Origin of the sequence: Sphingomonas sp. Leaf198, from assembly GCF_001424005.1 — a bacterium.
Classification (GTDB): Bacteria; Pseudomonadota; Alphaproteobacteria; order Sphingomonadales; family Sphingomonadaceae; genus Sphingomonas.
In genome coordinates this window covers 1,129,908-1,154,466 of record NZ_LMPX01000001.1, presented here as the reverse complement: position 1 = coordinate 1,154,466, position 24,559 = coordinate 1,129,908, and the positions used below count along the sequence as shown (strand labels likewise).

Annotated in this window: 15 protein-coding genes; 8 read left to right on the top strand and 7 right to left on the bottom strand. The window is 66.5% G+C overall.

Features of this window, described 5'->3' with window-relative positions:
* Window positions 1-8: 8 nt before the first annotated feature.
* Window positions 9-410 (top strand): MerC domain-containing protein, encoded by a 402-nt coding sequence (locus ASG20_RS05185; protein WP_056049394.1) that lies wholly within the window; start codon window positions 9-11, stop codon window positions 408-410.
* An 11-nt stretch (window positions 411-421) separates the two neighbouring features.
* On the opposite strand, the gene ASG20_RS05180 is transcribed toward ASG20_RS05185, so the two are convergent.
* Both ASG20_RS05180 and ASG20_RS05175 read right to left on the bottom strand, forming a co-directional pair.
* Window positions 422-1,768: a sensor histidine kinase gene (locus tag ASG20_RS05180; protein ID WP_056049391.1), complete on the bottom strand. Its 1,347-nt coding sequence runs from the start codon at window positions 1,766-1,768 to the stop codon at window positions 422-424.
* On the bottom strand, window positions 1,765-2,439 hold the full coding sequence (locus ASG20_RS05175; protein ID WP_056049387.1) for a response regulator: 675 nt from the start codon (window positions 2,437-2,439) through the stop codon (window positions 1,765-1,767). The genes ASG20_RS05180 and ASG20_RS05175 overlap by 4 nt, the downstream gene beginning before the upstream one ends.
* A gap of 117 nt (window positions 2,440-2,556) precedes the next feature.
* On the opposite strand from ASG20_RS05175, the gene ASG20_RS05170 reads away from it, so the two are divergent.
* Genes ASG20_RS05170 through ASG20_RS05160 form a run of 3 tightly spaced genes read left to right on the top strand, consistent with a single transcriptional unit; the run spans window position 2,557 to window position 8,422 of the window.
* Complete coding sequence (locus ASG20_RS05170; RefSeq protein WP_056049384.1) at window positions 2,557-3,819, top strand: efflux RND transporter periplasmic adaptor subunit; 1,263 nt, start codon at window positions 2,557-2,559, stop codon at window positions 3,817-3,819.
* The gene (locus ASG20_RS05165; RefSeq protein ID WP_056049381.1) at window positions 3,816-7,004 is read left to right on the top strand and encodes an efflux RND transporter permease subunit; all 3,189 of its coding nucleotides are present in this window, start codon (window positions 3,816-3,818) and stop codon (window positions 7,002-7,004) included. Before ASG20_RS05170 ends, ASG20_RS05165 begins: the two co-directional genes overlap by 4 nt.
* Window positions 7,001-8,422 carry an efflux transporter outer membrane subunit gene (locus tag ASG20_RS05160; RefSeq protein WP_056049378.1) on the top strand — a complete coding sequence of 474 codons (1,422 nt, stop codon included), beginning with the start codon at window positions 7,001-7,003 and terminating at the stop codon, window positions 8,420-8,422. The genes ASG20_RS05165 and ASG20_RS05160 overlap by 4 nt, the downstream gene beginning before the upstream one ends.
* A gap of 13 nt (window positions 8,423-8,435) precedes the next feature.
* Here ASG20_RS05160 and ASG20_RS05155 read toward each other — a convergent pair whose 3' ends face one another.
* From ASG20_RS05155 to ASG20_RS05135, 5 genes are all read right to left on the bottom strand, one after another.
* Window positions 8,436-9,092 carry a hypothetical protein gene (locus ASG20_RS05155; protein WP_156364018.1) on the bottom strand — a complete coding sequence of 219 codons (657 nt, stop codon included), beginning with the start codon at window positions 9,090-9,092 and terminating at the stop codon, window positions 8,436-8,438.
* 231 nt (window positions 9,093-9,323) lie between these two features.
* The gene (locus ASG20_RS05150) at window positions 9,324-11,717 is read right to left on the bottom strand and encodes a TonB-dependent receptor (RefSeq protein WP_201780672.1); all 2,394 of its coding nucleotides are present in this window, start codon (window positions 11,715-11,717) and stop codon (window positions 9,324-9,326) included.
* Between the two features lie 480 nt (window positions 11,718-12,197).
* Entirely contained in the window at window positions 12,198-13,682 is a 1,485-nt protein-coding gene (locus ASG20_RS05145; protein WP_056049373.1) for a glycoside hydrolase, read from the bottom strand.
* Window positions 13,679-15,025 (bottom strand): glycoside hydrolase family 27 protein, encoded by a 1,347-nt coding sequence (locus tag ASG20_RS05140; RefSeq protein WP_056049370.1) that lies wholly within the window; start codon window positions 15,023-15,025, stop codon window positions 13,679-13,681. The genes ASG20_RS05145 and ASG20_RS05140 overlap by 4 nt, the downstream gene beginning before the upstream one ends.
* A gap of 169 nt (window positions 15,026-15,194) precedes the next feature.
* The gene (locus ASG20_RS05135; protein ID WP_056050470.1) at window positions 15,195-15,902 is read right to left on the bottom strand and encodes a FadR/GntR family transcriptional regulator; all 708 of its coding nucleotides are present in this window, start codon (window positions 15,900-15,902) and stop codon (window positions 15,195-15,197) included.
* Window positions 15,903-16,105: 203 nt separating this feature from the next.
* Here ASG20_RS05135 and ASG20_RS05130 point away from each other — a divergent pair, with 203 nt between their 5' ends.
* The 4 genes from ASG20_RS05130 to ASG20_RS05115 all read left to right on the top strand — a co-directional run bounded on the left by ASG20_RS05130 (window position 16,106) and on the right by ASG20_RS05115 (window position 24,548).
* A complete protein-coding gene (locus ASG20_RS05130; protein WP_056049366.1) occupies window positions 16,106-18,949 on the top strand; it encodes a TonB-dependent receptor in 2,844 nt (947 codons plus the stop codon).
* Between the two features lie 71 nt (window positions 18,950-19,020).
* Window positions 19,021-19,743 (top strand): DUF6445 family protein, encoded by a 723-nt coding sequence (locus ASG20_RS05125; RefSeq protein WP_056049363.1) that lies wholly within the window; start codon window positions 19,021-19,023, stop codon window positions 19,741-19,743.
* Window positions 19,740-21,263 carry a tryptophan halogenase family protein gene (locus ASG20_RS05120; protein ID WP_056049360.1) on the top strand — a complete coding sequence of 508 codons (1,524 nt, stop codon included), beginning with the start codon at window positions 19,740-19,742 and terminating at the stop codon, window positions 21,261-21,263. The genes ASG20_RS05125 and ASG20_RS05120 overlap by 4 nt, the downstream gene beginning before the upstream one ends.
* Window positions 21,264-21,347: 84 nt before the next feature.
* The gene (locus ASG20_RS05115) at window positions 21,348-24,548 is read left to right on the top strand and encodes a glycoside hydrolase family 2 TIM barrel-domain containing protein (RefSeq protein WP_056050468.1); all 3,201 of its coding nucleotides are present in this window, start codon (window positions 21,348-21,350) and stop codon (window positions 24,546-24,548) included.
* Window positions 24,549-24,559: the final 11 nt, after the last annotated feature.

Here is a 24,559-nt window from a genome sequence, read left to right as displayed (position 1 = left end):
AACTCTCGATGTCCCACGATCTGGCCGACGCACGCGCCACCGACTGGCTGGAGCGGGTCGCAGTAGGCGCCTCCGCGGTGTGTCTGGTGCACTGTATCGGATTGCCGCTGCTGCTTGCCGCGCTGCCGGCGTTGGCGACGATCGTTACGGTGCCCGAAAGCTTTCACGTCTGGGTTCTCGCGTTTGCGGTGCCGGCGTCGGGGGTCGCGCTGCTTCTCGGCTACCGAAGCCACCGCGCCCGCCTGCCGCTGCTGGTCGGCTCCGTGGGGCTGGGGCTGCTTGCGCTGGGGGCGCTCGTCCTGCTCGGCGGCGCATTCGAGACTCCGGTGACGATCGCCGGCAGTGTGACATTGGCCATGTCGCACGTCATGAACTGGCGACGGCGGCACGATCGACACGGGCAGCGCTGACCGCGTACCGGTCAGGCGTCGGCGTTCTCCGGCAAGCCTGGTCGACCGAACGTCATCGCGAAACTCAGCCCTCTGCCTTCGCGTCCGGACGAAATCTCGAACACGCCGCGGTGCGCGCGTGCGACCCGGTCGACGATCGAAAGACCGATGCCCGAGCCTTCCGCGCGAGCACCATCCGCGCGCCAGAACCGGTCCTTCAACCGCGCGAGATGCTCGGGCGGCACGCCGTCGCCGTCGTCCGACACGCACAGGCACCGATCCGGTCCGACACGCACGGTGATGGTCGTGCCGATCGGCGTGTGGCGCGCGGCGTTGTCGACGAGGTTTTCGAGCGCGAGCGTGACCGCGCCGGGATAGCCGAACATGCGGGTCGTACTACCCGTCCAGCGATCGTCCAGCGCGATGCTGCGGCCGCCGGCGATGATCGCGGGGGCGCGGTCGGTGACGACGGCTATGGCCAACGCAGCCAGATCGAGCGGTTCGCCGCTGTCCTCGATCGGACGTTCGAGATCCGCCAGCGCGAGAAGCTGGCCGACGACCCGCGCAGCCCGATCGACCGAGGCGAGCATGCCGGCTCTGATCGTATCGTCGTCGATCGCATCGGCGCGCAGCCTGATGATCGCCAGCGGCGTGCGAAGCTCGTGCGCGACGTCCGCGGCGAACGCGGTCTGCGCCTTAAAGCCGTGTTCGAGGCGATCGAGCGCCTCGTTGGTGGCTGCGGCCAATGGTTCCACTTCGGAGGGCAGCGTTCCCCGCGGCAACCGCGTCCCCAAGGTCCGTGGACCGATCGCCGCGGCGGTGGCCGATACCGCCGCCATCCGCCGGGTCAGGCGTCGGGTCAGCAGCGCGCCGATCAACGGCACCAGCGCGGCGATCGGCAGCACCAGGAGCGCAAAACGTTTGAGGAAGGCGCTGACGATATCGTCGGTAATGACCTCGGGTGCCGCGCCGTCCTGCGACGCTACGATCCAGCGCTCCCCGGCGATCGGCACGCTATACGCCTCGATCGCGCCGCGGCGGAAGAAATGCGCGCCGTGGTCCATCGGTACCGCCGCGATGATCCGCGGACGGCCGGGACCCTTGGCCATGATTACCGTGCGATTGCGGTCGATGAGCGCGATTGCCATGCCGTCGGTCAAGGCATCGCTGCGGAGAGCGGTCGACGCTGGCAAGGCGCTCGCGACCGTCGCGGCCTGTTGGCGGAGCAGCCGCCGCTGGTAATGGTCGGCGGTGCTGTGGAGCAGCATCGCGACACCGAGCGACAGGGCGATCGTCGCCACCACCGCAGTGACGATATGGAGCGCGATGAACTGGCCCAAGAGCGAGCGGGGCAGTGATCGAGGCAGGCGCAGGCTCATGGCTTGGCGACGATGATGTAGCCGACGCCGCGCACCGTCTCGATCAGCGTGCCGCTCGCCGCCTCGTCGAGCTTCTTCCGCAGCCGGTGGACATAAACCTCGACCGCATTCGAGCCGAGGTCTCCGCCAAGCCCGAACAGATGATCCTCGGCGATCCGCTTGGGCACGACGTTGCCTGCGCGTCGCAGCAGCAGTTCGAGCAACTCGGTCTCGCGCACCGATAGCGCGATCGTCGCGCCTTCGACATGCGCGACACGGATTTCGAGATCGAACGTCAGCCGTCCGCACGTCAGCGACCGGCCCAGATACCCACCCTGGCGGCGCAGCACTGCGAGCAGACGGGCGTGCAATTCGTCCACGTCGAACGGCTTGACCAGATAGTCGTCGGCGCCTTCGTTCAAACCGCGGATCCGTGCGTCGATCGTGCCGCGTGCGGTGAGGATCAGCACCGGGCGGGTATCGCCTCGCGCGCGCATCCGGTGGAGTAGCGCCAGTCCATCCTCGTCCGGCAGGCCAAGGTCGAGCAGGATCGCGGCATAATCGGCTTGTTGCAGAAAGGCGTCGGCTTCGTCGGCGCTGCGGGCCAGATCGACCGACAGTCCGCGCGGACACAATGCGGCCGTCAGGGCGTCGGCGAGCGCGCGGTCGTCCTCGATCAGCAATATCCGCATCGATCTCCCCCCTGTCCGGTGCCCATGTCGCGCCTGTTTCGGTGCAGTGCAGCATCCGTAAGCGCGCTGTAAGCCAGCGACGCTACCGGCTCCAGTCTAATCCCCAAGGGGCTGATTATGCACGCATCGACGACACCCGAAACGCTTCCCCCGACACGCTCGCTGTCCCGTTCCGCGCAGATGCGCTGGCTCGGTATCGCGGCCGGCGTGATCGTCGGGCTGGTGTTGATCGTCGTGCTGATCGGCAAGCTCACGCATCACGAGCCGGCGCCTGCGCCCGTGTCGCCTGCCGGCACGTTCCGGCCGACCAAGGACCAGATGGCCGGGCTGACGACGATGCGCGTCGGCTATGGTGCGTCCGATGCGCGGACGCTGGCGAGCGGCGCGATCACCGTCGACGGCGACCGCAGCACGCCGGTTTTGATGCCCTATTCGGGGCAGGTGGTGCGCGTGCTCGCGGATGCCGGGCAGCGCGTGACGCAAGGCCAGCCGCTGATGCTGGTGAAGACGAGCGATTTCGTCGATGCACGCAGCGGGCTGTTCGCGGCGCGCGCCGCCGCGCAGAACGCGCAGGCGCAACTCGCCACCGCGGAGCGTACCGCGGACCGCCAGCGGCAGATCTACGAGACGGCGGGCGGCGCGCTGAAGGATTACCAGCAGGCGAAGACCGATCTCGCCGCCGCGCAGGCGACCGCACGCACCGCCGCCGCGTCACTCGGTGCCGCCCGCGACAAGCTGGCGATCCTCGGCAAGTCGCAGGGCGAGATCTCGCGGTTGGAGAATGTCGGTGAAGTCTCGGGCATCCATGACGTAACCACGCTGCATGCGCCGATCTCCGGTCTGATCGCGTCGCGCGACGTATCGGCGGGGCAGTACCTCTCGCAGGGCGGCGACAAGCCGGTGATGACGATCACCGATCCGTCGCGCGTCTGGCTGATCGCGCAGCTCGCCGAGGGCGATGCCAGCGCTGTGCATCTCGGCGACAGCGTCACGGTGACGACGCCCGCGCTGCCGGGGCGCAGCTTCCACGCGACGATCGACCTGGTCGGCGCCGCGCTCGATCCGCAAAGCCACCGCCTGCCGGTGCGTGCTACCATCGCCAACCCGGACGGGGCGCTGAAGCCGCAGATGTTCGCGAGCTTCTCGATCCAGCGCCCGCACAGCGGCGACGCGTTGCTGGTACCTGCGGCGGCCGTGATCCACGAAGGCGACGATGCGCGCGTGTGGGTGGTCCGGCCCGACGGCCTGCTGGTCGCGCGGAAAGTCACCGCGGGCGAGGAGCAGGACGGCAAGGTCACGATCACCGCGGGGCTCAAGTCCGGTGAGCGGATCGTCACCGCGGGCGCGCTGTTCGTCAACGAAGCCGGTCTCGGCGAATGAACCGGATCGTCGAATTCGCGCTGCGCCAGCGGCTGCTGATCGTCGGCATCTTCGTCGCCATGCTGGTGGCGGGGGGCGTCGGCTTCTACAATCTCAACATCGAGGCGTATCCCGATCCGGTCCCGCCGATGGTCGAGATCATCACCCAGACCCAGGGCCTGTCGGCCGAGGAGATGGAGCGCAACGTCACCATCCCGATCGAGGTCGGCATGGCGGGCATCCCCCATCTGACCGCGATCCGCGCGATCTCGCTGTTCGGGCTGTCGGACATCAAGATCCAGTTCAGCTACGACCTGACCAACGACCAGGCCAAGCAGCAGGTCATCAACCGCCTGTCGCAGCTGCCCCCGCTCCAGGGTGGCGCGCAGCCGACGCTGTCCCCGACCAGCCCGGTCGGCGAGATCTTCCGCTACAAGATCACCGCGCCGAAAGGCTATTCGGTGATGGACCTCAAGACGTTGCAGGACTGGGTCCTCCAGCGCCGGTTCAAACGGATCCCGGGCGTGATCGACGTCACCGGCTGGGGCGGCAAGCTGCGCACCTACGACGTGGTGATCGACAATGATCGCCTCGCCGCGCACAACGTGACGGTGTCGCAGGTGCTGGCGGCGCTCGCCAAGAGCGACGGCAATGTCGGCGGCCAGACGATCAACTTCGGTGCGCAGGCGGCGATCGTCCGCGGCATCGGCCTGATCCAGTCGGTCGGCGGCATCGAGAACGTGCTCGTCGGCACCGGCGGTGGCCAGCCCGTCCTGCTGAAGGACGTCGCGCACGTCCGCATCGGCAACGCGCCGCGGCTCGGCATCGCCGGCTACAACGACCAGGACGACATCGTCCAGGGCATCGTCCTGATGCAGCGCGGTGCGCAGTCGATGCCGACGATCCTCGCGGTGCAGAAGGAAGTCTCCGACATAAACGCGTCGGGCATCCTGCCGCCGGGCGTGCATCTCGACCGGATCTACGATCGCTCCGACCTGATCCACCTGACGATCCACACCGTGCTCGAGAACATGGTGGTCGGCATCCTGCTGATCTTCGCGCTCCAGTGGATCTTCCTCGGCAATCTGCGCAGTGCGATCATCGTGTCGGCGACGATCCCGTTCGCGCTCGCCTTCGCGATCCTGATCCTCGTGTTGCAGGGGGAAAGCGCGAACCTGCTTTCGGTCGGCGCGCTCGATTTCGGGCTCGTGGTCGATGCCTGCGTTATCATGGTCGAGAACATCTTCCGCCACATGGTCGAGCGGTCCGCGCACGTCGAAAGCGGCAAGGGGCATTACACCTTGGCCAACCGCTTCTCGGCGGTGCTCGGCGCGAGTTCGGAGGTCAGCCGCGGAATCTTCTTCGCCGCCGCGATCATCATCGCGAGCTTCCTGCCGCTGTTCACACTGACCGGTGTCGAGGGCCATATCTTCGGGCCGATGGCGAAGACCTATGCCTATGCGATCACCGGCGGGCTGATCGCGACCTTCACGGTCGCGCCGGTGCTGGCGACGATGCTGCTGCCCGACAAATTGTCCGAGGTAGAGACGTGGATCGTCGGCAAGCTGCGGCGCGTCTACGAGCCGGCGGCGGCGTTCGCGCTCGGCAACCGGGTCGTCGCGATCGGTGGCGCGCTGCTGCTGATGGCGGTCGCTCTGGTTGGCGTGCGCTCGCTCGGGATCGAGTTCCTGCCGCATCTCGAAGAGGGCAACATGTATATCCGTGCGACGCTGCCCGCGTCGGTCAGCCTCGAGGCGGGGCAGCCGGTGGTCAACGGCGTCCGCCGCATCCTGACGCAATATCCCGAGGTGCAGGCAGTCCTGTCCGCGCATGGCCGCCCCGACGACGGGACCGACTCCACGGGGTTCTTCAATGCCGAGTTCTTCGTGCCACTGAAGCCGTTCGATACATGGCCGAGCGGCGTCACCAAGGAAACGCTGACCGAGGAACTGTCGAAGCGGCTTAGCGCCAAATATCCGGGCGTCGACTTCTCGTTCTCGCAGATCATCGAGGACAACGTCGAGGAGGCGGCGTCGGGCGTGAAGGGCGCGAACTCGATCAAGCTGTTCGGCCCCGACCTGACGACGCTCGAGAAATATGCCAACCAGATCAAGGCGCAGATGGGCAAGGTCCGCGGGATCGAGGACCTTGGCGTATTCCAGTCGCTCGGCCAGCCGACGGTGCGGATCGACGTCGATCGCGCGCGCGCCTCGCGCTACGGACTGACGCCGGACGACATCAACGCGACCGTCGCCGCGGCGATCGGCGGGCAGTCGAACGTCGACCTGTACGAGAAGGGCACCGATCGCCACTTCCCGATCGTCGTCCGCCTGAAACCCGAACAGCGCGACACGATCGACGCGATCCGCCGGATCACGATCGGTGCGCCGTCGCCCGATGGCGCGGGCACGATCCAGGTGCCGCTGTCCGAAGTCGCCGACGTCAAGCTGACGACCGGTGCCTCGTTCATCTACCGCGAGCATCAGGAGCGCTACATCCCGATCAAGTTCTCGGTCCGCGGCCGCGATCTCGGCGGGGCGGTCGACGAGGCGCATGCGCGGATCAGCCAGACCGTGCACCTGCCGTCGGGTTATCACCTCGAATGGGCGGGCGAGCTCGACAACCTCAACAACGCGGTCGCGCGATTGGAAGTGGTGGTGCCGATCAGCCTGCTGGTGATCCTGCTGCTGCTCTATGCGAACTTCGGCTCGATCCGCGACAGCCTGCTGGCGTTCTCGGCGATCCCGATGGCGATCATTGGCGGCGTGCTCGCACTCGCGCTGACCGGGACCGCGTTCAGCATCTCGTCGGCGATCGGCTTCGTCGCGCTGTTCGGGATCGCGGTGATGGACGGGATCCTGGTGGTCACGACCTATAATCACGCCGTCGACGAAGGGTTCGCGCGCGAGAATGCGCTCGCGACCACGGTGCGGCACAGCCTTCGTCCGGTGGTGATGACGTGCTTGGTGGCGGCGATCGGCCTGCTGCCTGCCGCGCTGTCGAGCGGGATCGGCAGCCAGGTGCAGAAGCCGCTCGCGCTGGTCGTGGTAGGGGGCATGACGCTCGCGCCGATCCTGATCCTGCTGGTGCTGCCGGTGCTGATCGCGCGCTTCTCGAAGCGCGTGCCGCCGGAGGATCGCGGCGCGCACGGGCGTGACGTCGGCCATCATCCCAATACTGACGGCCATACGGAGGCCACGGCATGAAGCGTCTCGCCATTCTCCTGCTTGCGGGCGCCACCAGCGCCTGCACGATGGGTCCGCGCAATCTCGACGCGCATGCCAGCCTGCCGCCTACCCCCGCCGCACAGAGCTTCGCACCGTCAAGCGGCGCGGCGCAGGCTACTACGCTCGCGGCAGTGCCGGCGGAGTGGTGGCGAACCTTCGGCAACGCGCAGCTCGACACGCTGGTGAGCGAGGCGCAGGCGCACGCGACGGACATCGCTGTGGCGGAGGCGACGCTGCGCCAGTACCGCGAGCAGGGTTCCGCCACGGCGGGCTCGGCGCTGCCGCAGGCCGACGTGAACTATCAGGCGGAGCGCACGCGGATTTCGAACGCGCTGTCGCCCGCGGTCGCAGACCAGAACCAGCAGCTTTACACGCTCCACACCGCGCAGGTGACGGTGAGCTATGCGCCCGACCTGTTCGGGGGCACCCGCTCGAAGATCCGTTCCGCGCGCGCCGCGACCGAGACGCAGCGCCAGCGTCTGGCGGCGGCGAAGACGACGGTCATCGCCAATCTGGTCGAGGCGGTGATCCAGCGTGCCTCGCTCGCCGACCAGATCGTCGCGGCGCAGACCGGCATCGCCGTCAATCGCGATATCCTGCAGACGTTGATCAAGCGCCAGCAACTCGGCGCAGTCGGTGCCGCTGACGTTTCCACGCAACAGGCGGCACTGGCGACCGCGGAGGGTGCGCTGCCCCCGCTCGTCCGCGCGGAAGCGCATCAGCGCGTGGTGATCGGCACGTTGATCGGACGCTCGGCGGGATCGGACCTGCCGCCGCTGCCCACGCTCGCCTCGCTGACCTTGCCACGCGACCTGCCGCTGATCGTACCGTCCGATCTCGTCGCGCGTCGCCCCGACGTGCTGGCCGCGCGGGCGCAGCTCGAAGGGGCAGGTGCCGACGTCGGCACTGCGATCGCCGCGCGTCTGCCGGCCATCTCACTCAGCGGATCCGCTGGCGGAACGTCGGAACGGTTCGGCGACATGTTCAAAAACGGCAACCCGTTCTGGACGCTGATCGGCGGAATCACGCAGCCGATCTTTCATGCGGGCGCGCTTCGTCATCAACAGCGTGCTGCCGAAGCGGCGCTGGAGGGGGCGAAGGCGCAGTATCGGGCGGCGGTGCTCGATGCGTTCGGCGACGTGGCCGATGCGCTGACCGGGCTGCGGACCGATGCCGATGCGCTCGACTCCGCGACCCGCGCGACCGACGCGTCGGGTCGTGCGCTCGGCTTCGTGCGGCGTCAGCTGGCGCTCGGCGACGTCGGTACGCCCGCCCTGCTCAACGCGACCGCGACCGACGCGCAGGCGCGATCGCAGGCGGTGCAGGCCCGTGCGGCCCGGCTTTCCGATACGGTGGCGTTGTTTCAGGCGGCCGGGGGCGGCGTAGTCGGCGGATGACCGGCCGTCTTCGTCAGCCGCCCGGCTTTTCGATCCAGATCGTGGCGTGCGGCAGGTCGAGGACGATCCGCTTGCCGGCAAACGCATCCCAACCGATCCAGCGCCCGCCTCGACCGTCGTCATGGACGGGAAGCGTCAGCGCGCCGTACGTCACGGTACGAACGACGCTCGCCGGTTGGCGCGCCGCGTCCGCATGGAACGGGATCGGGTTATCACCCCATGCGGCGCTGTAACCGTCGGTCGTGAGCGTGAGGCGGAGTGGAACGGAGCGGCTGCCCAGCGACGCCATATCCGTCTTGCCGACTGTCGCGATCCGACCGCGTGCGAAATCGAGCCGCAGCATCTCGTGCGTCAGCACATCGCGGCCAACGTCCAGCATCGTGCCGTCCGGTGAGACCGCGCCGAACTTCGCCTGCGAGATCGGCCGATACGTCGAGCGCAGCTTGACGTCGATGGTCGGGCGGAGCGGGAGCGCGTCGGTCGTCGCGGTCCGCGCGGCGTGATCGGGCATATGCGGTAGACGCTTGGCCAGCGGCTCGGCGATCGTGGTCGTCGCGGCATCGGGATCGAGGACGGCCTTCACGGCGATCGTCCGGACCATCGCGGCGACGTGAAGACCCGATCGCGTGACCACGATCTGGTCGGATTGCAGAGTATGCCAGACGGGCATGGACAACATCCTCGGTGCGGATGTCGCGACGAGGCGAGGTCTTTCGCCTTCCGAAGAGGATACGCCGCCGGTTGGATCCCGGTTTACCGAGGAGCCGGATGACGACGCGTCGCGACGATGCCACCCGATGCCGTGATCGTCTTACAGGCGCCTTACGCGACGCGCGGACGTCATATAATCATACGGTAATTGCGGGCGGATCACGCGGCCGACACGTGATCCGCCCTGCTCTCAGAAGCCCTTCTTCAACGAAATGAACACCTGGCGCGGGGTGCCTGCGAGCAGCGTCTGGTTGTCGCCGCTGGCGGTGAACCCATTCGTGCCGACCGTCGAGATATACTTCTTGTCGGTCAGGTTGGTCACGCTGCCGAGGATCGACACGCCGTGTAGCGCACCCTCGCCCTCGAAGCGGTAGCCGATGCTCGCATCGACCAGCACGCGGCCCGGCACCGACTGGTCGTTGAGATAGGTGAAGTAGCGCTTGCTCATGTAATCCGCGCCGACCCGACCGGTGAAGCCGGACTGTTCGACGACGATCTCGCCCTTGAGCATGTGCTCGGGGCTGTCGACCGCCATCTTGCCATCGGTCGCGACCAGGACCGTGCCGCTCGCCGACAGCACGTCGTCGGCGTATTTCGACTTGTTGTACGAGTAGCTGGCGAACAGCGAGAGCGGCGTGAAGATGCGGTAGTTGACCGCGACCTCGGCGCCGTAGGTGTGGACACTGCCGACGTTGTTCAGCGTCGCCGGATTGCCGATGATCCCGGCTCCATTGGAGAAGCCGAGCAGGCGGTTCGAGAAGTCGATATAATAGCCGACCGCCGACGCCTGGAACGGGCCTTCGCGGAAGCGAAGCCCGCCCTCGGCCGTCTTCGACCGCTCGGGCTTCAGCTGGCCCCGGATCGCGTCGAACCCGGCCTGGGTCGTCGAGAACGGACCGGTCGTCGCGGACGAGACATAGGCGCGGACGTTCTCCTTATAGTCCGCGAACAGCTCGGCACCCGGGGCCAGCTTGAACAGGATCCCGGCCTGTGGCTGGAACCAGTCCTTCGCGCTTATCTTGCCGACCGCGAGCGGCGAGGCGGTTGCGGGCAGCATGATCGCGCGGTTGGTGACGTAGAACCCCTTCCAGCCGGCGTTGAGGACGAGGCGGTCGTCGGCTAGGCGAATGGTGTCGCCGACATGATACTGGATCGTGTCGGTGGTGTATTTGCCGTCCCACTGCGTGGCGTACGGGTTGCTCTGGAACTGCAGCGTATCGCGGTTCGGCGTCGCGCTGTCGGTCATCCCGTAGAACCGGCGCGCCTGCGTGAAGGTGTTCGTCTCGTACCAGCCGCCCAGTTCGAGCGTATTGGCGCCGTGGACATAGGCGAGGTTGCTGAGCGCACCGCCGCGCTTCATCGCATATTCGGTGGTGCGGAAGCCGAGCGGGCTGGCTGCGGTGATCGGCGTGCCGTCGGCGTTCGCCGCACCCGCGGGGGTCGGTGAATAGGGCGTGATCCACGATCCCTGACCCTTGTTGTCGTGATAATAGCCGGTCGTGCTGAGCGTGAGTTCGGGCGTCAGATTGGCGTCGAACGTGACGCCGCCGAGATAGTCGCGGCGCAGACCGCCGGCATCGTAATAGGCATCGTCGACCGTGCCGAAGCCGGCCGGAAAGGTCGTGCCGACGCCGGCCCAGGGTTGCGCTGTGCCACCCGCGACCGCCGCCTGGTTCTGTGCGACCTTCGCGATCTGCAGCGCGAGCGGGTAATTATTGGCGATATTGTCGTTGCCGAGCCCGCGACGGCGGATGATGTCGAGGCTGAGATCCTGATAATCCTGCTCGCGGCGATCCGAGAAGTTGAGGAACGCCGTCAGCGAGCCGAGGCTGCCCAGATCCTTGACGATCTTGCCGTTCGCCTGATGCTGGCGCTGGACGCCGTCGCCCTTCCACTTGTCGGTCGAGAGAAAGCCGTAGCTCAGATAGCCTTTCAGACCGCTGCCGAGATCGCCGCTGTCGATGCGAGCGAAGGCGCGGTAGGTGTTGTCCGAGCCATAGGTGCCGCCGCCGGTGACGTTCATCACATCGCGCGGCTTGTCGCTGAAGAACTCGATCGTGCCGCCGAGATTGCTGGTCGAGGCGGTGCCGAGCGCGCCGGCACCCTGTGCGACGTCGGTGCGCGCGACGTTCTCGGAGATGATCGCGCGGCTGATGTGCAGGCCGTTGACGTTGCCGTAGCTCATGTCGCCGAGCGGTACGCCGTCGAGCGTGAAGCCGAGCTGGTTCTGGTTGAAGCCACGCAGCGAGATGCGGACCGCCCATTCATACGCGCCGAACGGGTCGGACGCCTGGAAGTTGACGCCGGGAAGCTTCTCGATCGCCTTCAACGGGCTCGAACCGGGGGTGAGGCGCGCGAGGTCGACGGCGCTGACGCTCTGGACCTGGCGGCTCTGGCCGAAGCCGAGCACGACGATGTCGCCACCCGCGCCGTCCGTTCCAGGTGCCGTTGCCGTCGCCGATGCGTCGGTCGCCGGTGTGGCCGATGGATCGGTGGCGGTCTGTGCCGAGAGTGGTGCGGCGAACGCACACGCTGCGACGGCATATGGGGCGGCGCCCGCGAGCAGGCTGGAAAGACGGTTCATGGTGTGTCCCCAAGCCGCTCTAGTGCAGCTTCGCGTTCGCCATTGCCGTCGGACGTTACGGGCTCGCGACGCTTCGATGACGCTTCGGCGACAATCGTATTTTATCCTGGAGCGGCCGCGGCGGTCGGCGGCGGCGGCCGCCTAGCTCGGAGTGACGTTCAGTTTGAACGCGCGCTTTTCCTCGTCATGCCGAGCTCGTTCCGGCTTCCACAATGCCGCAAAATCACAAGATTCTGGGGGGCGGAGCCGCAGCCCCTTGAACCCTTCGATTCCTATCCTCTTCGAACACGTACGGGTCCGCAGTCGTACGGGCCAATGCCCTTGCTTGTTCTCCCGCGAAGGCGAGAGCCCAGGCTGGATCCCCGCCTTCGCGGGGACACACGTCTTGCTTGCTCGAAAGGGATAGTCGTCGAAGCCGTCCGGCATGACGGAGAAAGGAGCGGATCTAGCGGTTCGAACCGAAGCTTCATCCGTGCTCGATCAACCTGCGTCGAACAGCAGGGTCGTCACGGATCTTGGCGCTGCATCGATCCTGCCGTCGCGGGGAACGCCGACGCTGACCGCCTGATGGCGCGCGTCGGTGACGACCACGTCGCGCAGGGTTGCGTGCGGAAGCGCGACCGCCATCCGCCGCGTGATCGAACCGCCGTTGACATGGACGAGCACGATCTTGCGTCCATCCGCCGACACCGCGCCGACCGTATCGGGATCGTCGACCGGAACCAGACGATAGCCGGGCCGGATGTAGCGACTGAACGAGGCCATCGCCCAGTATTTGGGCGAGATCCGGATCGGATGCGGCGCGGACGGTGCGGCCGCGAGGTCCATCTTGACGAGGCCCCAGTTCGACCCGGGCTTGCCGTCCTTCGCACTGAGATTTTCGACCGCTTGCCAGAACACCCAGGCCGCGGGCTCGAGTCGTTTGAGATCGCCGACGACATGCTCGGCAAAGGCTAGAGCGGAGGCCATGTCGGTGAAGGATTCGGGGTCCTTGTCGAGCGGAGTGTCGTCTTCGCTCATCCACAACCGGATACCCGACGCGCGGGCGATATCGCGCACCGCGGTCTGGTGGACGGTGCCATAGCTGTGGACGTTCAACTGCCCGATCCGGGCGCGGGTCGCGGCTGGATATCCGGCCCAATCGGTCACGAAGAGGTGCGAATTCGTCTCGTCCGGGGCGGCGATCCGGGTCTTCAACCCTGCCGCCTTCAGCGCGTCGTCGGAGGCATCGATCATCGCCGCCTGGCGCGCGGGCGACCAGTGTGCGCCCTCCTGCGTGTTCGCCACGAACCAATAGTCGGTGTTGGGCTCGTTGACCGGTGACAGCGTGCGGAAGCGGATGTGATGGCGTCGCTCGAGTTCGCCGACGACGCGCGCGAGATACTGGGCGAACGGGCGCTCCTGTCCGGGGCGAAGATTGTCGTCGGTGCCTTTGACCGCGCCGGAGACCTTACCGCTGACCGTCATGAACCAGGGGGGCGAGTTGGAGAACGCCTCGAAGATCGGCGACGGCACGCGACGGCGGATCGCGTCGAGCCACCAGCGCTGGTTTGCATCCGCGGACCAGTTCCACATCGCCGGATCGTCGGGTCGCCACCAGTCGGCCCCGACCGCGCCTGCCGGGTGGCGCCAGAACCCCGGCACCGCCGCGCCGGTGCGGAGATAGGGCTTTGTTGTTGCGGCATTGCCGCCACCGATGTTGTACCGTGCGATCGTCCAGCCGAGGCCGTCCTTGCCGTAGAACAGGTCGGCCAGCCGCTCACGCGTCGCATCGGGATAGCCGCCGGTGACGTTGGCGAACCAGGCGAGCGCGGTGCCCCAGCCTTCGAACACGGTGCCGGGGCGATCGACCGCGGGCCGGATCGTCAGCGCGACGCTCGGCTCGGGGGATGGTGGAGGCGATACGGTCTGGGCGGCCAGCGGCGTCGCCACCAGCGCGAGGCCTGCGATCAGGTGGCGGATCATGCCGCGGTCAACCGGTACAGCCCTGCACCGTGGGACGGCAATCGTCGCGTGATGCGCGTTTTGGCGACGCCCGTATCGGTGCGGGTCCACAGATCGCGGACCTTTGCGGCGCCGTCGATCCCGAGCATCGTGAGATCGACCGAGACGTCGCGTGCTGCCTTGCCGGTATTGAACAGCGCGAGATAGGTGCCCGCACCGGCGGTAGGACGCGCCGACCAGACGCGCGTGTCGTCCGCGACGAAATGCGGCTGGTTGTCGCGGCTCGCCTGATTGACCGCGAGCACTTCGGGATTGGTGAGCAACGCGAGGGTGGGCGCGTCGAGATGACGCAGGTCGCCGCCCATGATCAGCGGCGAGCGCGCGATCGACCAGAGCGTCATCAGCGTCCGCTGTTCGTCGGGCGTGAACTTGGTGTCGCGCTCGCCGAGCGATAGGCGACCGAGCGGCAGCATGTCGGCATCGGGCCAGCCGCCGATCCGCCGGTGCGCGTTCCAGTTTTCGAGCCGGGTGAACTGCGCCTCCAGCATCGGCCAGCTGTCCCAGAAATCGTCGGAAATCCGCCACATCTGCGCATGTTGCGCGACGTGTTCCGCGCGGGGCACGGGGGTTTCACCGGGCGAAAGGCTGAGTATGATCGGACGGCCGGTCTTGCGGATCGCTGCGGCGGCGGCCTCGATCTCGGGGGCGTGTGCATCATAGGGGCGGCTCATGTCGTCCATCTTGACGAAATCGACGCCCCAGGATGCGAACAGTGCAAACACGCTGTCGTAATAGGCCTGGGCGCCGGGTTTGGTCATGTCGACGCCGTACATGTCGGGGTTCCACGGGCAGGTGCTCGACGTGTCTGCGATCGCGCGTGCGGTGGTCTTCGTGCCGAGCACGGGCAGGTCGCGCTCGACTGCCAGGCGGGGAATACCGCGCATCAGGTGGACGCCGAACCGCAATCCCAGCGCGTGCACCGTGTCGGCCAGCGTGCGAAACCCCGTGCCGTCGGCACTCGACGGAAAGCGGTTGGGTGCGGGGATCAGCCGGCCATAGCCGTCGAGGCTTGGTTTTGGGGCGGCGTTGTACGTATAGCTCTTGGCGTCGGGCTCGTACCACTGGATGTCGACCGTGAAGATGTCGTAGCCAGATGGGAGCAACGTCCGCGCCATGATCCGTGCGGTCTCGATCGCCTGTGCCTCGGTGATCGTCGTCGCGAAACTGTTCCAGCTGTTCCAGCCCATCGGCGGGGTCGGCGCGAGCGTCGGTCCCGCGGTCCTGGCGGCGAGGGGGGCTGGAGCGAGCGAGGCGAGGCCAAGTCCAGCGCTGCCGGACAGCATCGTGCGGCGCGTAATCGTCATGCTCTCGTCTCCCGTTCGCAGGTCGCGCGCTGTTGGCTGCGATCCTTTTCATGACTTGTCAGACTAGTGCGTCGATCGGGAAGGTCAACGTGGTCGCGCGCATCGATGAAGACGGCGGCTTGAGGTCGGCGTGAAGCCGGGAACGACTCTTCAGGCGACTCGCTTGGGATCAGCTGCGCAGAGACAATTCGGTATCCGCCTGAGCCTGCGCGATCAGCGCCATCGTGGCAGCACGCGCGCCCGCGGGATCGCTCTCGGCGATGGCGTCGAACAGCGCACGGTGCTGCGGCATCGAGTCGCTTGGCTTGCGGGTCTGGCGATGCTTGAAGATCGTCGTCCACCGCACGGCGGCGCCGATGCTACCCGCCAGACTGACCAGCAGTTCGTTCTGCGTGGCCTCGAGGATGACGTGGTGGAAGGTCTGGTCCGCCGCCTGACCGATCGGGCTGGCGAGACCGTGTTCCTGCATCTGTTCCAAGGCATGGCCCATCCGCGATACGTGGCGCGAGGTCCGCAGCGCGGCGGCGAACTCGGCTGCGGCGGGTTCGACGATCAGGCGGAGCTGGAACAGGCTGTGGACGAAACCGACCGCGGGTTCGCCCTCGAACATCCAGGCGAGCACGTCGGGATCGAGCAGATTCCACGAGGCACGCTCGCGGATGCGGGTGCCGGCCTTGGGCTTGCTTTCGAGCAGGCCCTTGGCGCTGAGCATCCGCAACGCCTCGCGGACGAGGCTGCGCGAAACGCCGCGCTGGATCGCGATCTCATGCTCTCCGGGAAGCACCGATCCGACCGGGTGCACGCCGGTGACGATCGCGATCCCGAGTTCGCGCGCCAATTGCGTGTGCGAGGGCCGTCCCCGTGGTGCGTCAACCATGTCCATCCATCCCCGTTACGCTGTGTCGCACGCTTCGTCACGACACAGCCACCGTTGGTGCCATGTCGCAACTGCGATGACGCATCGTACAAAAAATAGCACTTGTCCTACAATACCAAGTTGGTAATAAGTCAGACAACAGACCGACAAGCAGGGTTTCGGCCCTCGACGTGACGGCAAGACATTGATGGGGAGGATCGTTCATGGTTCCGTTTCGTACGCGCATGCTGATTGGCGGATCGCTGGTCGTAATCGCGAGCATCGCGATGCCTGCCGCCACGCCGGCGTTCGCGCAGACTGCCCCTGCGCCCGTGCCGCCGCCGGTTCCGGCGCAGACCTCCACCGACCAGCAGCGTGGCACGCTCAATGCCGATCAGGCCGCCGCGCAGGGCGTCTCGAACGACGACATCGTCGTGACCGGCGTTCGCGAGAGCCTTCGGTCCGCGCAGGCGATCAAGCGGAAGTCCGACCAGATCGTCGACTCGGTCAACGCGCAGGATATCGGCAAGCTTCCCGATGCCAACACGGTCGAGGCGTTGCAGCGGATCACCGGCGTCCAGATCCAGCGCCGCTACGGCGAAGGCGCGACCGATTTCGATCACCGCACGCAGCCGGCGATCACCGTCCGCGGCCTGACGCAGGTCAGCAACTTCATCGATGGCCGCGCGGCGATCTCCGCGTCGGGCGGTCGCACGCTCGATCTCGAGGCGGTGCCGCCCGAATTGCTGTCGGGCATCGACGTGTTCAAGAACCCGCCTTCGTCGACGATCGAGGGCGATGTCGCGGGTGTCGTCAATATCCGCACGCGCCTGCCGTTCGATTCGCCGGGCCAGTTGGTCAGCGCCACGCTGAAGGGCAATTACTACGACCGTGCCGACAAGTTCGGCGGGTCGGGATCGGCGCTGTACAGCAATCGGTTCCAGACCGGCGTCGGCGAGATGGGCATCCTGCTCAACGCAAGTTACGCAAAGAGCGCCTATCGCCAGGACGCGTTGCTGATCGGCCAGTTCGGCCCCGTCCCGAAGACCAGTAATATTCCCGGCGCCCCCGCCAATGCGCAGGTGCCGTTCGGCGAGCAGATCTACGACGATGGCGGCAACCGCAATCGACTGGGCATCGCCGGCGCGTTCCAGTGGCAGGCCGCGCCCAACTTCCTGTTGACAGCGCAGGCGCTCTACTCGCGGTACAAGTTCGTCCGTCAGGGCAAATATTATTACTTCAACAACAACGGCAACGCGGCAACGACGCCAACCGACGGCGCGGCGTTCACGTTCGATTCGGCCGGCTATGCGACGTCCGGCTCGCTGTCCAACCAGGTGTTCGAATCGGCGCGGTACGATCAGGATCTGACGAACACGACGGGCAATTATACGCTGAATGCGAAGTGGGATGTCACCGACCGGCTGCACATGAAGTTCGATGCGCAATATCTGAAGTCGTCGTACGATGCCGATCGCAACGGGTTCGTCGTCTCGCTGTACGACCAGACCGGGCAGACCCCATACACGGCAAAGAACCAGAGCATCGTCGATTTCGATCTGCGCGGATCTCGTCCGGTGTGGAACGTGCGCAACCCCGGCCTGCTGGCGGATCCGAACAACTACGCCTTCACCTACATCGCGGATTCGATCACGCGGAACGATGCCGACCAGCTCGCGCTGCAATACGACCTCGAATATGACGTCGAGGGCAGCGTGCTGCAAAAGCTGCGCGTCGGTGCGCGGTATGCGGACAGCACCGTCGATCTGCGTGGCACATGGAATGCCTATTGCCTGCTGCCGACCGGTCCAAACCCAAGCTGCTCGTCAGCTGCTGGCATTCCCTTCGTTCCGGTTTCTGCGCACCCCGAATTGACGATGGGCGGGCCTTCGAAAAACTTCTTCGACGGCAAGACGCTTCCGGGCGGGATCGTTTATCCGAGCTTTGCCGCGGGCAGCGGATTGTTCGACAGCATCACCAAGACCGAAGCGCTGTTCGGCGGCACGTCGAAGACCGCGTTCACCCCGGGCGACCTCAATCACCAGACCGAGCGCAGCGTCGCCGGGTACGTGATGGCGGACTACGAGACCGCGATCGCCGGGCTAAAGATCGACGGTACCGCGGGCGTGCGCGTGGTGCAGACCAAGACCGGGTCACAGGGGACGGTCTTCAACAGCGATGGGACGCTCGCGCCGCTCGAAGTGAACCGCCAATACACCAAGGCGCTGCCGAGCTTCAATTTGCGCGCGCATCTGACGGAGAAGCTGCAGGCGCGTTTCGCCTTCAGCAAATCGTTCGCGCGGCCGAATTTCGATCAGCTGTCGACCAACGTCACGCTCAACGCGGCGACGGTCGTGAGCCCGATCACGGGTCGACCCAGCGGTGGCTCGGGCAATCCGTATCTGAAGCCGATCACCTCGACCAACTTCGACGGCACGCTCGAATGGTATTTCGCGCCGACCGGCTCGTTCACGTTCGGGGCGTTCTACAAGAAGGTCGACGGATTCCTGGCGGGCGGCACGGTCGTCCAGACATTCAACGGCACCGCCTACGACATCGGCACGACCGTCAACACGGGTAAGGGTAACATCAAGGGCTTCGAGACCGCCTATCAGCAGTTCTTCGATTTCCTGCCGGGTGCTTTGAAGGGTCTCGGAATCCAGGCCAACTACACCTTCGTCGACAGCAGCGTCTCGAACCCGTTCGCAACCACCGGATCGGCGATCCCGACGCAGGTGCCGCTCGAGAAGCTCTCGAAGCATAGCTACAATCTGGTCGGGCTGTACGAGAAGGGGCCGATCACCGCGCGTCTGGCGTGGAGCTGGCGCGGCAAGTATCTCGACACGACATCTGGCAGCGGCGCGAACGGCATACCGCAGTTCCAGAAGCCCTATGCCTCGCTCGACAGTTCGATCAGCTACAACATCAACGAACACTTCGCGTTTTCGGTGGATGCGGTGAACCTGACCAATCGGATGAACGTGACGTATATCGGCACGACCAGCCAGCCGCTGCAATACACGCTCAACGATCGCCGCTTCGGCTTCTCGTTGCGCGCCACCTACTGACCTTCCCGTCCCCCTCTGCCGGCGTGGCGTTCCCCTGCCACGCCGGTATTTTTTCGGATATGAAACCGGTCATGACGATCCAGCAAAGGACCGCGGACCACAGTGTGTCGGTCCAGTATATCGGTAACGAGCGCGAACCCGTGGTCGTCGTCGATCGCGCGTTCGGAAGCGTCGACGCCCTGGTCGACTATGCCGCGACACGCTCGAAATTCGCGGGCGCAGCGTCGGTCGGCATCGGCTATCCGGGGCTGCTCGGGCCTGCACCTGCCGATTATATCGACCGGATGGTCCGCCTCGTACTGCCGCTGATCGCCGAGCATTTCGGGGGCGGCGCCGTGATGCCGGTGCGGGCGCGCGGCAATTTCTCGCTCGTGACGACCGATCCGGCCGCGCTGACGCCGTATCAGCGCGTGCCGCACGTCGACGCGGTCGACCGGCTTCAGTTCGCGACGGTGCATTACCTGTGCAGCGAGCGGCACGGCGGTACGGGTTTCTTTCGCCACCGTACCACCGGGTTCGAAACCGTCGATGCGGCGCGGGCGGCGGGGTATCAGGCCACGCTCGACCGCGAGATGGCCGACCCGGCCAACCTCCCGACCGGCTATCCGGGCGCGATCGACGATCCGCTGTTCGCGCGGACTCACGAGGTTGCGGCCAAGCCCGACCGGCTCATCCTGTACCGGGCCGCGCTGCTGCATTCGGGGCTGATTGAGACGGTCGATGCCGCCGCCGCGGATCCGCGACGCGGGCGCCTCACCGGCAATCTCTTTCTCACGGGCCGGACCGCGGCATGAACGATCGGGCCTTGCGCAGCATCGCGATCATCGGGGGCGGTACCGCGGGGTGGATGGCGGCGGCAGCGGTGTCGCGGGTGCTCGGCACGCACAATGTCGCGATCACGCTCGTCGAATCCGAGGAGATCGGCACCGTCGGGGTCGGCGAGGCGACGATCCCGCCGATCCAGGCGTTCAACGCGCTGCTCGGGATCAACGAGGATGCCTTCGTCAAGGCGACGATGGGCAGCTTCAAGCTCGGGATCGAGTTCGTCGACTGGCTGCGGCCGGGCACGCGCTATTTCCATCCGTTCGGCGTCTACGGCACCGATATCGGCGCGGTGCCGTTCGAGGGATTGTGGCACCGGCTGCGCAGGCAAGGTCTGGCCGATCCGCTGGAGGCGTACTCGATCTGCGCACAGGCGGCGAAGGACGGGCGGTTCATGCGGCCGCTGGCCGATGGCGGGAACACGCCGCTGCACCGGATCGGCTATGCATTCCACTTCGATGCGTCGCTGTATGCGCGGTTTCTCCGCACGCATGCCGAAGCGGCCGGCGTCGTGCGGCGCGAAGGGCGCGTCGTCGACGTCGCGCTCAGGACGGCCGACGGGTTCATCGAGGCCGTCACACTGGCATCGGGCGCGCGGATCGAGGCGGACCTGTTCGTCGACTGCTCGGGGTTCCGATCGCTGCTGCTGGGCGAGACGCTCGGCACCGGCTTCGAGGACTGGTCGCACTGGCTGCCCAACGATCGCGCGATCGCGGTGCCGACCGCATCGAACGGGCCACCGACGCCGTTTACCCGGTCGACCGCGCGCGACGCAGGCTGGCAGTGGCGGATCCCGCTGCAACACCGCACCGGCAATGGCTATGTGTTCTCCAGCGCTCATCTGTCGGAGGACGAGGCGACCGCGACCTTGCTCGCCAACCTCGACGGCGAACCACTTGCCGATCCCCGGACGCTGCGGTTTCGCACCGGGCGGCGCGATGCGTTCTGGGTCAAGAACTGCGTCGGGCTCGGCCTGTCGAGCGGGTTCCTCGAGCCGCTCGAATCGACCAGCATCCATCTGATCCAGGCCGGGATCGCGCGGTTGCTGGAGATGCTGCCGACCCGCGATTTCGAGGCGGCCGACATCCGCCGCTACAACCGGCTGATGACCGCGGAATATGACAGCATCCGTGACTTCATCATCCTCCATTTCCATGCGACCGAGCGTGCCGACACGCCCTATTGGGATCACGTCCGGACGATGGCGGTTCCCGAGACGCTCGCCGAGCGCATCCGGATCTACCAGGCGACCGGACGCGTGTTCCGCGAGTCCGACGACCTGTTCAGCAAGACGAGCTGGCTGGCGGTGATGGACGGGCAGGGGCTGCGTGCCGAGGGGTTCGATCCGCTCGCGGCAAGCCTGTCGGTCGACGACGCGCAGGCCCGACTTGCGCGGATCGCCGCGGTGACCGCGGCGGCGGCGGCGCGGATGCCGCCGCACGCAGAATTTATCGCGCGTCATTGCGCCGGCGCGATTGCGTCGCGGACGTAAAGCGATAATGTCCGACAAATAAGGTGCGAACGCATCATACAGGAGGAACGGGTGAAGGTTTCGAGCATAGTGATCGGCGCGAGCATGCTGGCGTTGACCGCCGGTGTCGCCGCGCAGGACGCGCCGCGGGTCCAGCCGGTGCAGATCGATCCGGCGCGTCCCGACTGGGAAAATCCCGCGGTCTTCGCGCGCAACAAGATGCCTGCGTCCGCCACCAGCTTTCCGTTCGAGACGCGTGCGGCGGCGATGGCGGGCGATCCGGCTAAATCGGCACGGTTCCTGAGCCTCGACGGACTGTGGAAGTTTGCGCTGTCGCCATCGTCGGATGCGGTGCCTGCCGGGTTCGAACAACCGACCTACGACGTGTCGCGCTGGGTCGATATCAAGGTGCCGGCGGACTGGCAGGCCGAGGGCCATGATCAGGCACGGTATTTCAACATCACCTATCCGTTTCCGGCCAATCGCCCGCTGATCCCGCACGCGACTAATCCGGTCGGGTCGTACCGGCGCGACGTGACGCCGCCCGCGGGCTGGACGGGGCAGGACGTGATCCTCCACATCGGCGCGGCCGGCTCCGCGTACGACGTGTGGGTGAACGGCAAGAAGGTCGGCTGTTCCGAGGACTCGAAGCTGCCGAGCGAGTTCGACGTCACGAAATTCATGACCGCGGGGCGCAACGTCGTCGCGATCCAGATCCATCGCTGGTCCGACGGGTCCTATCTCGAGGATCAGGATTTCTGGCGCGTGTCGGGGATCGAGCGCGAAGTCTATCTGATGGCGGCGCCCAAGGCGCGCATCCGCGACCTGTTCGTCCATGCCGGGCTGGATGCGGCATACCGCGACGGCGTGTTGTCGACCGAGATCGCGGTGACGCCCACAAAGACCGCACTGACCGCGCGCATGACGCTGATGGACGGCAATCACACGCTGCTGACGAAGGCCGTGCGGGTCGCGCCGGGGAAGGCGGAACGGACCGTGACGCTCGGTGGCACGATACCAGGCGTAAAGCCGTGGTCGGCGGAGACGCCCAACCTCTACACGCTGCTGGTCGAACTGGTCGGTGCCGACGGCAAGGTCGTCCAGGCGACGCCGCAGCGGATCGGTTTCCGCACGGTCGAGATGAAGAACGGGCTGGTCAGCGTCAACGGCAAGCCGATCATCATCCGCGGCGTCAACCGTCACGAGCACGACCCCGAGACGTTCCACGTCATCTCCGAAGCGTCGATGCGCCGCGATATCGAACTGATGAAGCGCAACAACATCAACGCGGTGCGGACGTCGCATTACCCGAACGATCCGCGCTGGTACGCGCTGGCCGACGAATACGGCCTGTACGTGATGGACGAGGCCAATATCGAGAGCCACGCGTACATGGATTACGCGAACAAACATCCCGAACAGCGCGCCGCGATGCAGGTCGGGTTCGATCCGGCGTGGAAGGACGCGCATGTCAGCCGCGTCGCCAACATGGTCGAGCGCGACAAGAACCATCCGTCGATCATCTTCTGGTCGATGGGGAACGAGGCCGGGATCGGGCCCAACTTCGCCGCCGCCGCGACCGCCGCGAAGACGCGCGATCCGGGCCGGCTGATCAGCTATCTCGGCTGGGGCACCTGGGACGGGGTCAGCGACCACCGTCCCAACTGGTATGCCGACATCTATGCGCCGATGTACGACAGCGCCGAGAAGATGGCCGATTACGCGACCAACTGGAATTTCAAACAGCCGATGATCCAGTGCGAATACGGGCACATGATGGGCAATTCGGGCGGCGATCTCGCCGAATACTGGGACACGATCTACGCGCATCCCGACAAGCTGCAGGGCGGGTTCGTGTGGGACTGGGTCGACCAGTCGATGTATCGCCATACCAAGGATGGCCGCCGCTATTGGGGCGACGGCAGCGAATATGGCCCGAACCCCGGCGGCGAGATCGAGTTCGGCGATGGCCTTCTCCAGTCCGATCGCACGCCCAACCCGGCGCTCTACGAGATCGACAAGGTCTATGCGCCGATCCGGTTCGAGGCGTTCGACGCCGCGACCGGGACGGTCACGGTCCGCAACCGGCATGACTTCCGCGACCTGTCGGGCTTCGCGTTCGACTGGGAGGTCGAGGAGGACGGTGTGCCGATCGCGCACGGTGCGCTGCCGCCGATGATGACCGCCGCGCATGCGACGCAGGCGGTGGCGCTGCCGCTCGGGCCGATCGTGCGCAAGCCGGGCTCGGAATATTTCGTGACCGTGCGCGCGACGGCGAAGGCGGATGCGGTGCCGCTCGTGCCGGCCGGGCATGTGGTAAGCTGGGAGCAGTTCCCGATGGGCGGTGCGGCCGAAGTTGCCGCTGCGCCGGCCGCAGGCTCCGACGTCGGGGTGAAGGACGCAGGCGGCGCGATCACGCTGTCGGCCGGGAATGCGACGCTTGCGATCGACCGGAAAACCGGTCTCGTCCGCAGTTACGCGCGCGACGGCGTTCTGCTCGCGAGTGGTGGCGCGCCGCATTTCTGGCGCGCGGTGACCGACAACGACATCGGCATCGGTACCGACAAGCAGTTGGCGGTCTGGAAGACGATGAGCGAGACGCGGACGGTGCGCAGCGTCACCCGCGGCAAGGCTGCGGACGGTGCCGCGACGGTGCGGATCGAGTACGGCCTGGGCGACGGCGCGGCCGGGTTCGTGACGACCTATGCGATGGCGCGCGACGGCAGCGTCTCGGTCGAGGGTCAGCTCACCCCGATCAAGACCGACCTGCCGCCGCCGTTCCGCGTCGGGCTGGCGTTCGCGATGCCGACCGACATCAAGACCGTCGAATGGTATGGCCGGGGCCCGCACGAGAGCTATGTCGATCGCAAGACCTCGGCGCCGATCGGCTTGTGGCGCGGCGCGATCGCGGCGCAGAACCACGACTATATCCGCCCGCAGGAGACCGGCAACAAGGTCGACGTCCGCTGGATGGAACTGAGCGGCGCCGGGCGCGGGCTTCGTGTCAGCGGCGAGACGCCGTTGATGATCAACGCGCTCGCCTTTCCCTATGCCGATCTCGATCGTCACGTGCCGGGGACGTGGAAGAGCACCGACGTCGTCCCGCACGGCCAGGTGACCTTGCTGATCGATGGCGCGCAATGGGGCGTCGGCGGCGATACGCAGTGGAGCGAGGTCGGCAAGCCGTTGCCCAAATACCGCGTGCCGCTGGCGCCGACGCGCGTCGCCTTCCGCCTTGCGCCGTTTGCCGGCGAAGGGACGACGCCCGCCAAGGCGCGTCCCGCCACTGCGACTTCTGAGGAATAGGTGAGGACCAG